This window comes from Halobellus sp. H-GB7, assembly GCF_030848585.1.
Taxonomy (GTDB): Archaea; Halobacteriota; Halobacteria; order Halobacteriales; family Haloferacaceae; genus Haloquadratum; species Haloquadratum inordinatus.
Map to the genome: position 1 here is coordinate 162,884 of NZ_JAVDDW010000001.1, position 12,757 is coordinate 175,640.

The 12,757-nt window shown below is 66.8% G+C and carries 12 protein-coding genes; 7 read left to right on the forward strand and 5 right to left on the reverse strand.

The window, feature by feature from the left end; translation table 11 throughout:
- Window positions 1-10: 10 nt before the first annotated feature.
- Window positions 11-163 (forward strand): hypothetical protein, encoded by a 153-nt coding sequence (locus RBH22_RS00805; protein ID WP_256546487.1) that lies wholly within the window; start codon window positions 11-13, stop codon window positions 161-163.
- A 47-nt stretch (window positions 164-210) separates the two neighbouring features.
- On the opposite strand, the gene purL is transcribed toward RBH22_RS00805, so the two are convergent.
- On the reverse strand, window positions 211-2,340 hold the full coding sequence (purL, locus tag RBH22_RS00810) for a phosphoribosylformylglycinamidine synthase subunit PurL (RefSeq protein ID WP_256546488.1): 2,130 nt from the start codon (window positions 2,338-2,340) through the stop codon (window positions 211-213).
- Between the two features lie 142 nt (window positions 2,341-2,482).
- Between purL and RBH22_RS00815 the strand changes: the two genes are divergently transcribed.
- Complete coding sequence (locus tag RBH22_RS00815; RefSeq protein ID WP_256287893.1) at window positions 2,483-3,166, forward strand: PHP domain-containing protein; 684 nt, start codon at window positions 2,483-2,485, stop codon at window positions 3,164-3,166.
- A complete protein-coding gene (locus tag RBH22_RS00820; protein ID WP_306676209.1) occupies window positions 3,167-4,348 on the forward strand; it encodes an asparagine synthase-related protein in 1,182 nt (393 codons plus the stop codon).
- Window positions 4,349-4,369: 21 nt separating this feature from the next.
- On the opposite strand, the gene RBH22_RS00825 is transcribed toward RBH22_RS00820, so the two are convergent.
- Window positions 4,370-4,849, reverse strand: coding sequence for an NUDIX domain-containing protein (locus RBH22_RS00825; protein WP_306676211.1), 480 nt, complete (start codon window positions 4,847-4,849; stop codon window positions 4,370-4,372).
- 164 nt (window positions 4,850-5,013) lie between these two features.
- On the opposite strand from RBH22_RS00825, the gene gatC reads away from it, so the two are divergent.
- The 4 genes from gatC to RBH22_RS00845 all read left to right on the forward strand — a co-directional run bounded on the left by gatC (window position 5,014) and on the right by RBH22_RS00845 (window position 9,030).
- Entirely contained in the window at window positions 5,014-5,292 is a 279-nt protein-coding gene (gatC, locus tag RBH22_RS00830) for an Asp-tRNA(Asn)/Glu-tRNA(Gln) amidotransferase subunit GatC (RefSeq protein WP_121568838.1), read from the forward strand.
- On the forward strand, window positions 5,292-6,596 hold the full coding sequence (gene gatA / locus RBH22_RS00835; protein WP_306676212.1) for an Asp-tRNA(Asn)/Glu-tRNA(Gln) amidotransferase subunit GatA: 1,305 nt from the start codon (window positions 5,292-5,294) through the stop codon (window positions 6,594-6,596). The genes gatC and gatA overlap by 1 nt, the downstream gene beginning before the upstream one ends.
- 95 nt (window positions 6,597-6,691) lie before the next feature.
- Complete coding sequence (locus RBH22_RS00840) at window positions 6,692-7,372, forward strand: TrkA family potassium uptake protein (protein ID WP_256287897.1); 681 nt, start codon at window positions 6,692-6,694, stop codon at window positions 7,370-7,372.
- The gene (locus RBH22_RS00845) at window positions 7,372-9,030 is read left to right on the forward strand and encodes a potassium transporter TrkG (RefSeq protein ID WP_256287898.1); all 1,659 of its coding nucleotides are present in this window, start codon (window positions 7,372-7,374) and stop codon (window positions 9,028-9,030) included. The genes RBH22_RS00840 and RBH22_RS00845 overlap by 1 nt, the downstream gene beginning before the upstream one ends.
- Before the next feature lie 21 nt (window positions 9,031-9,051).
- On the opposite strand, the gene RBH22_RS00850 is transcribed toward RBH22_RS00845, so the two are convergent.
- The 3 genes from RBH22_RS00850 to RBH22_RS00860 form a co-directional block, all read right to left on the reverse strand.
- Entirely contained in the window at window positions 9,052-10,653 is a 1,602-nt protein-coding gene (locus RBH22_RS00850) for a TrkH family potassium uptake protein (protein WP_306676213.1), read from the reverse strand.
- Between the two features lie 76 nt (window positions 10,654-10,729).
- Window positions 10,730-12,067 (reverse strand): Trk system potassium transporter TrkA, encoded by a 1,338-nt coding sequence (trkA, locus tag RBH22_RS00855; protein ID WP_256287900.1) that lies wholly within the window; start codon window positions 12,065-12,067, stop codon window positions 10,730-10,732.
- Between the two features lie 125 nt (window positions 12,068-12,192).
- Window positions 12,193-12,741 (reverse strand): SRPBCC family protein, encoded by a 549-nt coding sequence (locus RBH22_RS00860; RefSeq protein ID WP_306676214.1) that lies wholly within the window; start codon window positions 12,739-12,741, stop codon window positions 12,193-12,195.
- Window positions 12,742-12,757: the final 16 nt, after the last annotated feature.

Sequence of the window (12,757 nt, forward strand, 5' to 3'; positions counted from 1 at the left end):
CACCGTAGGTATGACAGACCACGACGACCATCACGACGATGCAGACGAGGACGGACGCGTCACCTCGCCGATGCAGGAGTTCGGAATGAGTCAGGTCACGACGGGCCTCGTGGTGCTCGTCGTCGGCCTCGCCATCGTTTTCGGCGTCCCGCTGTTCGTCTAATCGCGCCGCGTTCGAGCGACGAAAAGAACCGCTGTTTTCGCGCTGCGTCAGTCGAGTTCCGCTTCGAGCACGTCGCGAAGTGACGCGATTTCCGCGGCCTCGACCGCCAGGTTGTCGCCGCCGACCGAAAGCGAGAGCGTTCCGTCCGGCGTCGCCTCGCCCAGCGTCCGAACCGGCGCGACGTCCTCGAATGCGGCTTCGACGGCGTCGGGGTCGGTCGTCTCGACGACCGCACGGCCGGGCGTCTCCTCGAAGAGCGTGACGAGATCGTCGACAGCGACGTCGGCGCCGATGTCTTCGGTGACCATCTCCGCGAGCGTGACTGCGAGCCCGCCGTTGCTCACGTCGTGTACCGCGAGTGTCGCGTCGTCGTCCGCGACTTCAGCGAGCGTCGAGACGACGTCGCTGGCGTTCGCGGGCAGCGTCGGGAACTGATCGGAGCCACCGACTTGCGCGAGTAGCTCCGACCCACCGAGCGCGTCGCTGCCCTCGCCGACGAGGAGTAGGGTCCCCGCGCCGTCGAGCGCGGCTTCCGGCGCGTCGTAGCCCGCCTTTGCGCCGACCATCGCGAGCGTCGGCGTCGGGGGAATCGGCCCCGCGACCGAGTCGTTGTACAGCGAGACGTTCCCCCCGACGACCGGAACCGAGAGGTCCCGACACATATCGGCGAGGCCGTCGACGATCGCCGTGAATCGGCCGTACACGTCCGGTTTCTCGGGGTTGCCGCCGTTCAGGCAGTCGACCGCAGCCAGCGGCGTTGCGCCCTTCGCCGCGAGGTTCGTCGCGTTCTCCAGGGCGACAGCGCGGGCCCCGTCGTACGGCGCGCAGTCCGTCCACGCGGGCACCGCGCCCGAGGAGATCGCGAGGCCAGTCCCCGCTTCGCGGATCGCCATCACCGCGGCGTCGTCGCCGGGGCGGAGCGCGGTCCGCGCGCCGACCTCGTGATCGTACTGGCGGTAAACCCACCGTTTCGAGGCCGTGTTGGGCGCGCTGACGACCGCTTCGAATGCGGACGCGAGATCGATATCCGGTCGATCGCGCTGCGGTTGCTCGGGTTCGACGGTGTCGAGGTCGTTCATCGGTGCGCCGTCGGCGAGGAACTCCGCCGGCACGTCGACGACCGTTTCGCCCTCGAACGTGCAGACGTAGTTGCCGTCGGTCACCTCGCCGATGACCGAGCAGCCGAGGTCGTACTTCTCGGCGATCGCGGCGACGTCGTCGACGTCCTCGGGACGGACCTCGTAGCACATCCGCTCTTGGGACTCCGCGAGGACGATCTCCAGCGGATTCATATTCGGTTCGCGCTGGTGGACGCGTTCCAGTTCGATCCGTGCACCGAGGCCGCCCTTCGCGACGAGTTCCGAGGACGCGCCACCGAGGCCGGCCGCGCCGAGGTCCCGCGCCGACTGAACGAGGTCGCCGTCGATGAGGTCCTCGTTCGCCTCGATGAGGAGTTTCTCCGAGTAGGGGTCGCCCACCTGCACGGCGGGGCGGTCCTCCGTCTCGGCGTCTTCGGCGAGGTCTTCGCTGGCGAAGGACGCGCCGCCGAGGCCGTCGCGTCCGGTCGCGTTGCCGACGAGGACGAGTTTGTTACCGGGCTGCTGAGCCTCGGCGGTCACGAGGCGCTCTTCGTCGAGCAGTCCGACGCAAGCGACGTTGACAAGCGGGTTGCCCTCGTAGTCGTCGTGGAACTCCACGCTTCCTGCGACCGTCGGCACGCCGATCGCGTTGCCGTAGTCGGAGATGCCCTCGACGACGCCGTCGAGGAGGTAGCGAGTGTGCTCGCGGTCGAAGCCGCCGAAGTAGAGGCTGTCGGCGAGCGCGATCGGATACGCGCCCATCGAGAGCGTGTCGCGGACGATGCCGCCGACGCCCGTCGCCGCGCCGTCGTAGGGATCGACGTACGACGGGTGGTTGTGGCTCTCGATGCCCATCGTGATGTACGTCTCCTCGTCGGCGTCGCCATCGTTGTCGGGCAGACGGACGACGGCAGCGTCGTCCCCGGGACCGACGACGACCTGCTCTCCGTCCGAAGAGAACGCAGAGAGGAGGGGTCGAGACGAGCGATACGCGCAGTGTTCGCTCCAGAGATTCTCGAACAGCGCGGCCTCCGTCTGGGTGGGGTCGCGCCCGAGTTCGGCCGTAACGAGTTCGCGATCAGAGTCCGGCAGGCTCATTCACTTCCCTGTTCAAGTAGGCGCGATTAATGCTTTTCTGTATGCACGGACGTGCATTTCATCGGCGTGAGATAGTGGCGTGGTGACGCACCGCGAGGCGTGGACCGGGTCGCTTTTTTAACCTGGGTTTCTATGCTCACCCGTGCTATCGGTCGAGCTGCACGCGCACTCGTCGCTGTCGTACGACGGCCGCGACCCGGTCGAACTGCTCTTAGCGCAGGCGGAGGCGGTCGGCCTCGACGCGCTCGCAGTGACGGATCACGACGAGATCGACGCGAGCCTGGAAGCCGCGGCGCTGGCGCCGGAGTACGGCCTCGTCGGAATCCCGGCGATGGAGGTGACGTCGGCTGCGGGCCACATCCTCGCGTTCGGCATCGACGAACTCGTCCCGGCGGGGCTCTCCTACGACGAGACGCTCGACCGCATCCACGAACAGGGCGGCGTCGCCGTCGTCCCGCACCCGTTTCAGTCCTCACGGCACGGCGTCGCAGCCCATATCAGCCGGGACCAGCTCGCCGACGCCGACGCGATCGAGGTGTACAACTCCCGGCTGTTCACCGGCTGGGCCAACCGCAAGGCAAAGCGCTTTGCGACCGCTCGCGGACTGCCGATGACCGCCGGCAGCGACGCCCACATCAGCGAGATGGTCGGCCAGGCCGTCACGCAGGTCGGGACGGACGACCGCTCGGTCGAGGGAATCCTCGACGCGATCGTCGCCGGTGAGACGAGCGTCGTCGGCAGTCGGACGCCTTGGCGCATCTCGTTCAGACAGTTCGGCGGCGGCATCAAGCGCCGAATCAAGCGTACCGTCTCGGATCTGGTGTAGATGTCGTCCGAGGAGACGGCGACGTCCAGCGCGGACGCCCCGCTCGACGGTGCCGCTCTCGAAGTGGTCCGTGACGCGACCGAGACGCGGGAGCCGCTCCCAGGAACCGGGGGCTTCGCGGGCGAGATCGACGGCAATCTCGTACGTGACGTCCTCGGACGCCGTCCGCTTTTCGTCGACGCCGACAACGCCTCGGCGTGGGCGTTCGACCCGCGCGAACTTCCAGCACCGGTTTCGGTGCCGGCCGGAACGGTCGTTCGGGTCGGGGAACGACCAGACTCCGACGCCTCCGGCCGCCGCTGGACGCTTCCGGACCCCGATCCGATGGAGGACGACGACGCGGCGCTGGCCGCGGTCCGCGACGCCGTGCTCGCTCGAACGCGGGCACTCGGTGGGGACGACTCCACGGGCGACGTCGCCGTCGCGTTCTCCGGCGGCGTCGACTCCGCCGTCGTCGCTACGGGGGCTCCCGACGCGCCCTGCTACGTCGCCGGCTTCGAGGGCTGTCACGACGTCGCTGCCGCGCGCGCGGCGGCTGCCGAGATGGACCGGGATCTCCGCGTCGTTGAACTCACACACGACGATATCCGCGAGGCCGTACTGGCCCTCGTCGACGTTCTCGGCCGCACGAACCCGATGGACCTCTCGATCGCGCTCCCGCTCTTTCTCGTCGCCGAGCGCGCGGCCGCCGACGGCTTCGATCGTCTCGCACTCGGCCAGGGGGCAGACGAACTGTTCGGCGGCTACGCGAAGGTCGAAAAGGCCCCCGAGGACCCGCGCGTCGCGGCCGACACCGTCCGGGGCGCGCGGCACGAACTCCTCGGGACGCTCCCCGATCAGGCCGAGCGCGACGTCCTCGCGGTCCGCGCCGCCGGGATCGAACCCGTCGCGCCGCTGCTCCACGACGACGTCGTCGCGGCCGCGCTCGACCTCCCCGGCCACCTCCTCGTGGACGGCGACCGACGGAAGGTCGCGCTTCGGGAGGTGGCGCGCGGCGTCGTCCCCGACTCGGTCCGGACGGCGGACAAGAAGGCCGTCCAGTACGGGACGTACGTCTCGCGCGAACTCGACCGGCTGGCCCGCCGGGCGGGCTACAAGCGCCGGATGGACGATCACGTCGAGCGCTACGTCCGGGCGCTCGTGAGCGACGGCCCCGTCACGCCGCCCGACTCCGAGTCGTAACCGGGTCGCGTCGGTGGACCGCTATTCTTCGGCGCGCTCGGCGGCCTCGATCGCTTCCAGGGAGAACTGCACCGTGTCGGGGTCGATGTCGCTTTCGCGGAGGTCCTGTTCGTCGTACCAGTCCCAGACCGCCGCGTCGGCCTCGTCGTCGCCGTTCGGGTCGATCTCGCGGGAGTTCACACGCGCGAAGTAGACGTGGTCGATGTGCTGGTGGCCGATCGTCCCGTCGTCGTGGACGTTGATGTCGTAGAGCATCTGGTGGCGCGGCCGCGGGAGTTTGCGGCCCGCGGGCGCGTCGACGGCGTCGGTCCCGTCGAGCAACTCGGCGTCGAGGCCCGTCTCCTCGCGGACCTCGCGCAGCCCGGCCTCGTGCGGCAGTTCGTCGCGGTCGACGTGGCCGCCGGGCGGGATCCGGATGCCGAGGCGCCCGTGCCGATGCAGCGCGACCGCTCCGCTCTCGACGATGTAGACCGTCGCAGTGAAATGACGCGTCGTCTCCATACTGATCCGTTCGCGGCCCCACGGGAGTCTCTTACTATCCCGTAGGCGAGGCTGTCCGGGGCTCAGTGTGCCGCTTACTGCTCGCCTGTCGGGCCGTCGCCGCCTCCGGCGGCACGCCAGAGCGCACCGAAACCCTTACTCCCAGGCCACGGTTCCTCACGGATATGAGCGAGACGCCCGTCGACGCCGAGGAGGTCGAACACGTCGCGGAGCTAGCGCGTGTCGATCTCGACGACGACGAAGTCGACGCGTTCACGACGCAGTTCGCGGAGATCCTCGAGTACTTCGAGGCCCTCGACGAGGTGCCCGAAGTCGAGAGCGAAGCCGACCTCGTGAACGTGATGCGACCCGACGAGGTCGAAGCGAGCCTCGATCAGGAGGAGGCACTGCAGAACGCTGCAGAGACCGAAGACGGCTTCTTCAAAGGCCCGCGGGTGTCATAATGAGCCAGAACGCGTTCATCACCGAGGAGACGATCGAGGGGGCCGACGACGGCCCGCTCGCGGACGCGACCGTCGCCGTCAAGGACAACATCAGCACCGAAGGCGTCCGCACGACGTGCGGGTCGGCGATGCTCGAATCGTACGTCCCGCCCTACGACGCGACCGTCGTCGAGCGCCTGAAAGACGCGGGCGCGACCATCGTCGGCAAGGCCAATATGGACGAGTTCGGGATGGGCGGCACAACCGAGACGTCGGCCTACGGCGCGGTGAAAAACCCCGTCGACGAGGGTCACGTTCCCGGCGGTTCGTCCGGCGGTTCGGCAGCCGCCGTCGCGGCCGGCGACGCGGACCTCGCGCTCGGCTCCGATACGGGCGGCTCCGTCCGCAACCCCGCCGCGTTCTGCGGCGTCGTCGGCATCAAGCCCACCTACGGCCTCGTCTCGCGCTACGGCCTCGTCGCCTACGCGAACTCCCTCGAACAGATCGGGCCGATCGGCACCAGCGTCGAGGAGACCGCCGCGCTCTTAGACGTCATCTCCGGCCCGGATCCGAAGGACTCGACGACCCGGTTCGACCTCGACGAGGACGGTGAGGACGCTGCACACCCCGCGGCTGACTCGAACTACGCCGGGGCCGCCGACGGCGACGTCGACGGGATGACGATCGGCGTCATCACCGACCTCCTCGAAGGCGCGGACGACCGCGTCGTCGAGGTGTTCGAGGCGTCCCTCGAAGACCTCCGCGCACAGGGTGCAGAGACGGTCGAGGTCTCGCTGGATTCCCTCGAACACGCGGTGCAGGCGTACTACGTCATCGCGATGTCGGAGGCGTCCTCGAACCTCGCGCGCTTCGACGGCGTCAGATACGGCCAGCCCGGGGGCTACGAGGGCAACTGGAACGACGCCTTCGCCCGCGCCCGCGAGGAGGGCTTCGGCGAGGAGGTCAAGCGACGCGTCCTGCTCGGCACCTACGCGCTCTCGGCGGGCTACCACGACAAGTACTACAAGAAAGCCCAGGACGCCCGCGCGTGGGTGAAACGCGACTTCGACGACGCCCTCGATCAGGCGGACGTGCTGGCGACGCCGACGATGCCCGTGCTCCCGCCCGAACTCGGCGAGAGCCTGGACGACCCGCTTCAACTGTATCTGATGGACGCGAACACCGTCCCGGTCAATCTCGCGAACCTCCCCGCCATCTCCGTGCCCGCGGGCGAGGCCGACGGCCTCCCGGTCGGCCTGCAACTGATCGGACCGAAGTTCGGCGAGGAGTCGATCGTCCGCGCCGCGTCGGCCGTCGAGGACTGACCGCCGCAGTCGGGAGTCTCGACAGATCCCGGAGGCGTTGCGCAGGTAACGGTATATTTTCAACGGTGGGCCATCCACCTCAAACAGATCGCGAGATGTACATTATCGTCGTCGGAGCGGGCAGTATCGGTACGCCGCTCATCGAGATTGCAACCGAAGGCGGAAACGAAGTCGTCGTCATTGAGCGCGACGAGGAAAAGGCCGAGGCCGCTTCGACGGCGTTCGACTGTCTCGTTCTCAACGACGACGCCACGGAAAAGGAGACACTGCTGGACGCTGGCGCCGAGCGCGCTGACGCGCTCATCTCCACCACCGACCAGGACGCGACAAATATTATGGTCTGTCTACTCTCGAAGGAACTGGAGATCCCCGATATCGTTTCTGTCGTCCACAATCCCGATCATATGACGCTCTATCGTCAGATCGGCGTGAACACGATGGAGAACCCCCAGCGGCTGATCGCGGAATATCTCTATCGCGCAGTCAAGTACCCCTCGATTGCCGACTATATGCGAATCGGCGACGAGGCGGCAGTCTTCGAGATCGAGGTCGCCCCCGACGCTCCCATCGCCGGGATGTCGATCAGCGAGGCGGCCGAAGCCGACCTCCTCCGGAGCGATATGCTCGTCGTCGCCGTCGAGCGCGACGGAACGGGCAGCCCGATCACCCCCCGCGGCGGCACGGTGCTCCAAGGCGGCGACCTCCTGACGGTTTACTCTGCACGGGGCGCGACACCCGAGGTGACGGACGTGTTTGGCTACTACGAGGACCACTGATGGTTCGCCCACGCGACAGGGACGTCTCGGGATGGCCGCGGGACCTGGCGACCATCGCCCGCGACGTCGGCTCGCTGCTCACGATGGAGGCGGTGCTGATGACCGCCTCGGTCCTCGTCGCTGTCGTCTTCCGCGAGTGGTACGTCGCTCTCGCGTTCGCTCTCGCTGGGGGTATCACCGCCTCCGTTGGCCTCGGCGCGCGTCGTGCGTTCACGTCTGCGCCTGACCCACGAATGAAGCACGGGATGATCATCGCCGCGGCCGGCTGGTTGCTCGTCGCCGTCTTCGGGTCGCTCCCCTTCTTATTCTCGGCGCGGTTCGTCCCCGCCGACGTCGCCGTCGGGTACGTTCCTGCGGGCGCAGACTACGCGCGGTCGAGCCTCGCATACTTTTCGAACCCGCTCCACGCCTTCTTCGAGAGTATGAGCGGATGGACCGGGAGCGGGCTTACGATGGCGGTCCACGAACCCTCGCTCCCGCGGACGATCCAGTGGTGGCGCTCGCTGATCCAGTGGGTCGGCGGCGTCGGAGTGATCGTCCTCACCGTCTCGATCCTCGCGCGGCCAGGGAGCGGAAGCTACGCGCTCTATCGTTCTGAGACCCGCGAGGAGAAGATCCATCCGAGTATCGTCTCGACGGTCCGGACGGTCTGGAAGATTTTCTTCGGCTATACGGTCGTCTCGATTCTGGTTCTTTTTGCCGCAATCCTCGCATCCGACTACGGCTCGCAACTCCCGCTCTGGCGCGCCGGCTGGCAGGCGCTCAACCACGCGATGACGGGACTTTCGACCGGAGGATTCTCTGTCACCGACAATTCGATCGCGACCTACGATTCGCCGCTCATCGAGTCGGTACTCCTCCCCGTGATGGCGCTCGGCGCTATCGCTTTCCCTGTTCACTACACCGTGCTCGCCGATCGCGACGTCCGGGCGCTCGTCTCGGACCTCCAGACGCGGTGGTTACTCCTCTTATTTCTCCTCGGCGCCATCGTTCTCATCGTCCAGAACGTCGTCTCGATCCCCGCGACCGAGGGAGCGTTCGACGCCTCAGAGTGGTTCGGGATCGGATCGGTGCTCGGGCCTCTTGTGGCCGGCGCCGCTCGTGACTCTACATTCCAGTGGATAAGCGCGCTTTCCTGTACGGGGTTTCAGTCAGCACCGATCGGTCGCTGGACGGCCGGCGGCAAGGTCCTCGTGTCGAGTGCGATGGTGCTTGGCGGCGCCGCCGGATCGACCGTTGGGGGTATCAAGATCATTCGTGGCTACGTCATCGGTCGGGGCATCGCGTGGCAGTTCCACCGCGTATTTCTCCCGTCCAGCGCGGTTGTTGGAACGCGGCTGAACGGTCGCCGACTGAACCGCGAGGAAATGGAGCGGGAGTTCTCTGAGGCCGCTATTGTCTCCCTGCTCTGGCTTCTCGTCCTCGTAGGGTCGAGCCTCGTCCTCGTCAACCTCGCTGGCCCGGAGTTCTCCTACGCGGATGCGCTCTTCGAGGTCGCATCCGCCCAGGGCAACGTCGGGCTCTCGACGGGTATCACCGGTCCGACGATGCATCCCGTCGCTGAGGCAATGTTTCTCCTGAATATGTGGATTGGACGGCTGGAGATCATTCCGATCCTCGTCTTTGCGCGGTCAGTGCTGTACGGGCTCGATCCCTGAATGGGGTCACTGCCCGGCCGCTCACCGACTCCAGTACTCGGGGGTCAACAGCACGAGTACGGGGATAATCTCTAGACGTCCGATCCACATCAGAACGAACATAAAGAGCTTGCTCGCGTTCGAGAACGCGAGATAGCTCCCCATCGGCCCAACTGTACCGAATCCCGGTCCGACGTTCCCGAGCGTTGCTGCCGTCGCTGACAGCACTTCTAGAATCGTGAGACTCAGTCCGACCCGCACCGCGTCGAGGAAGATGATCCCGGCCGCGACAAAAAAGATGATCAGATACAGGAGCGTGAAGGCGTATATGCCACGGACCGCACGCTCGTCGAGCGTGCGGCCGCCGAGCCGAACGGGACGGATCGCTTCGGGATGTGCGGTGGTGAAGAGCTCTCGACGGACGGATTTGAGGATCACGTACCAGCGGACGATCTTGACCGCGCCACCAGTCGATCCAGCCGAGCCACCGATGAACATCGCGAAAAGCAGGAGATACTGCGCCGCAGTCCCCCACGCGTTGAAGTCCATATTCGCGTACCCGGTCGTTGTAACGATCGATGCGGCCTGAAACGCTGCGTAGCGTAGCGAGGGTTCGAGCTGTCCGACGATTTCTGTCCGGAACCTCTCTAGGTAGGCGGCGTCGAAAGTCTCACCGGCCGGGGCCGCACTGATGAGTCCGTCGGCGAACAGGACCGCCGTGATGACGGCCGTCAGGGTCGCTATCACGCCGACATAGAACCGGAACTCCGAGTCGCGGACGAGCCGCTTCGGCTCGCCGGTGAGCACGTGCCAGAACAGCGCGAAGTTCGTCCCGGCGGCGATCATAAAGGGAATGATGATCCACTGCGCCGCGGTGCTGAATGCTTCGATACTACGGGCCTCCGGCGAGAACCCGCCTGTCGGCATCGTTGTTAGGCCGTGAGAGACGGCGTTGTAGAGCGTCATTGTCTGATCCACGCCGACCAGGTGGAGACTGTAGAGCAGTCCGATCTCCAGGATCGTCAGTCCAAGGTACGCTCCCCACAGCGCCCGCGCCGTTTCGGCGATTCGCGGGGTTAGCTTCTCAATACCTGGCCCCGGTGCTTCGGCGTCCATCAGCTGTGCGCCCCCGACCGAGAGTTCGGGGAGGACCGCCACCGCGAGGACGACGATACCCATCCCGCCGAGCCACTGGGTAAGCTGTCGCCACAGCATAATCCCCCGTGTGTGCGATTCGAAAGAGATGTCGCCCAGCACGGTCGCTCCGGTGGTCGTAAACCCGCTCATCGTCTCGAAGAGCGCGTTCGCTGGGTTCGCGAGCGTCGACTCGGGATGGACGGGTGCGACGAGCGGCGGGAGGCCGTTCGCCTCGATGAGATATGGGATGGCCCCGACGAGGGCGACGGCGAACCACGTCGCTGCGACCATCAGAAAGCCCTCGCGCGCCCGGAGGTCCGGGTCGGGTTCGAGGCGTTCGAGTCCGACACCGACTATGACGGTGACGAGAATCGTCGCGAGGAAGGGGGCGACCGTCTCCCCGTAGTAGAGGGCGACGACGAGCGGGAAACAGAGCGGGACCGCGAGGTACTTCAGCACGGACCCGACGAGGCTGAAACTGGCGCGGGCGTCGACTCGTAGAGTCATCGGAGCTGTGGCCGCTGGCTCTCGCTGGCGGGTAGAAGATGTTTCGGTCCGGTGACCGGGTCGGCTACTCTCGCGCTCATAACAGTGGGGCCACGTCGTCGACGACGTCGATGTCCGCGAAGACGACGACGTGATCTCCGACCTGCGGGACGGTGTCGCCCCGGGGCGCGATGAACTCCCGCTCGCGCGTGATCGCGCCGATCACCACACCGTTCGGGAGGTCTCGTGCGGACTCCCGGATCGGGCGCCCGGCGAGGATGCTCTCCTCGTCGACTTCGATTTCGAGCACCTCGGCCTTGTCGGACTCGATGAGCGCGACGTTCTCGGCGTCTCCCTCGCGGGTGAACCGCGAGATCTCCTCTGCGACGACCCCGCGTGGACTCACCCCCACGTCGACGCCGACGGTCTCGAAGAGGTCGACGTACTCGCTGGTGTCGATGATGGCGATGGTCCGCTCGACGCCCATCCGCGCCGCCAGCAAGGACACGAGGAGGTTCTTCTCGTCGGAGTCGAGCGTCGAGACAACCACGTCCGCGTCACCGACGTGCTCGCGTTCGAGGAACTCGATGTCGGTCGCGTCGGACTCCATCACGACCGTATTCGGGAGTCGCTCGGCGAGGTTGCGCGCGCGCTCGCCGTCCTGCTCGACGAGTCGCGGCTTGAATCCGCGATCTTCGAGCAGGCGCGCGACGTGATAGCCGATCTCCGAGCCGCCGACGATGACGACCTCCTCGGCGGTGCCGGGCGATTCGTCGGGTTCGACCGAGCGGGCGAACTGCTGGACGCTCTCTGGCGAGCCGATGACGATGACGCGGTCGTCGGCGTTGATGACCGTCTCGCCGCGAGCGATCTCCACGCAGCCGTTTCTGAGTATGGCCACGAACGTCAGCGAGTCGAAGCGGTCCGCCTCCGCGACAGTCTGATTCGCCACCGGGCTGTCGGCGTCGACCTCGAACTCGGCCATCTGCACCTGGCCGCCGGCGAAGGGATCGACGTCGCGTGCGGCCGGTAAACCGATCATCCGGACGATCGACTCCGCGGCCAGGAGGTTCGTACAGACCATGAAGTCGACGCCGAACGCTCGCGAAGAGCGCTCCCAGGTTCGGAGGTACTCGGTGTTTTTCACCCGCGCGATCGTGAAGGCGTCCGAGATGGCCTTCACGGTCGAGCAGACGACGATGTTCGTCTCGTCGTCGTCCGTCGAGGCGATCACCATATCGGTCTCCTCGATGCCGGCCTCTTCGAGCGTCGCCACTGACGTGCCGTCGCCGGTCACGCCGAGCACGTCGAACGAGTAGTTCAGCTCCTCGGTCCGCTCGCTGTCGCAGTCGACGACGATAACCTCGTGGGCGTCTGCGAGGTCGGCTGCGATGCTCGATCCGACCTGTCCCGCCCCGACGATGACTACGCGCACTGACGACCACCCGGATTCATCTTTCGGATGTGCCTGGCGAAGGCGTATCGCTCTTTCGGCATCGCCCTGTCCCTGCGGATGAGTCCCGCCCCTGGCGGCGACCCGTTCCACGCGGGCAGCGCGGCTCAGCCCGCTTCAGACTTCGACCGCCGCTCGACGGTCAACTCGACCGGTCGCGCCGACCCTTCGAGGTCGGCGACGACGCGCTCGACCAGACGTTCGGCCTCGCCCGTGATCGCGGGCTTGATCTTCTCGACGACCCAGCCCAGCGAGACGAACCGCGGGAGGTCGATCCCGCCCTCGTTCGCCGAGGACGGATCGTACGCCACCTCGAACGAGACGCGCGAGGCGGCTTCGGCGTCGTCGGGGGCGTCTTCCGGCACCTCGTCGAGCGCTTCGATCCGCCAGCGGCCGCTGGCGTCGAGATTCTTCACGATCCGCCACTCGATGCGTTCTGGGCGGTCGACCTCCGTCACCTCCGATTCGACGGTGTAGGTGAGCTTCCACCACGCGAAGCGCATCGCATAGCGCGTCCCTGCGCCGCCGTCGCCGCGCCGCCTGGCGACGTTCCGGAGGTGTTTCGAGTAGTCCGCATAGCGAGGGAAATCGACGAGAAATTCGTAGGTCTCCTCGGGCGGGAGATACACGACGGTGCTGACGACGAGTTCGTCCACGCGGACTCGTTGGGCG

Excerpts from the sequence above, each read along its gene's own strand:
- RBH22_RS00845 (WP_256287898.1), top strand. The coding sequence starts at position 7,372 with ATGGTTCGCCCACGCGACAGGGACGTCTCGGGATGGCCGCGGGACCTG.
- RBH22_RS00850 (WP_306676213.1), bottom strand. The coding sequence starts at position 10,653 with ATGACTCTACGAGTCGACGCCCGCGCCAGTTTCAGCCTCGTCGGGTCC.
- gatC (WP_121568838.1), top strand. The coding sequence starts at position 5,014 with ATGAGCGAGACGCCCGTCGACGCCGAGGAGGTCGAACACGTCGCGGAG.
- purL (WP_256546488.1), bottom strand. The coding sequence starts at position 2,340 with ATGAGCCTGCCGGACTCTGATCGCGAACTCGTTACGGCCGAACTCGGG.
- RBH22_RS00820 (WP_306676209.1), top strand. The coding sequence starts at position 3,167 with ATGTCGTCCGAGGAGACGGCGACGTCCAGCGCGGACGCCCCGCTCGAC.
- RBH22_RS00825 (WP_306676211.1), bottom strand. The coding sequence starts at position 4,849 with ATGGAGACGACGCGTCATTTCACTGCGACGGTCTACATCGTCGAGAGC.
- RBH22_RS00840 (WP_256287897.1), top strand. The coding sequence starts at position 6,692 with ATGTACATTATCGTCGTCGGAGCGGGCAGTATCGGTACGCCGCTCATC.
- RBH22_RS00805 (WP_256546487.1), top strand. The coding sequence starts at position 11 with ATGACAGACCACGACGACCATCACGACGATGCAGACGAGGACGGACGC.
- gatA (WP_306676212.1), top strand. The coding sequence starts at position 5,292 with ATGAGCCAGAACGCGTTCATCACCGAGGAGACGATCGAGGGGGCCGAC.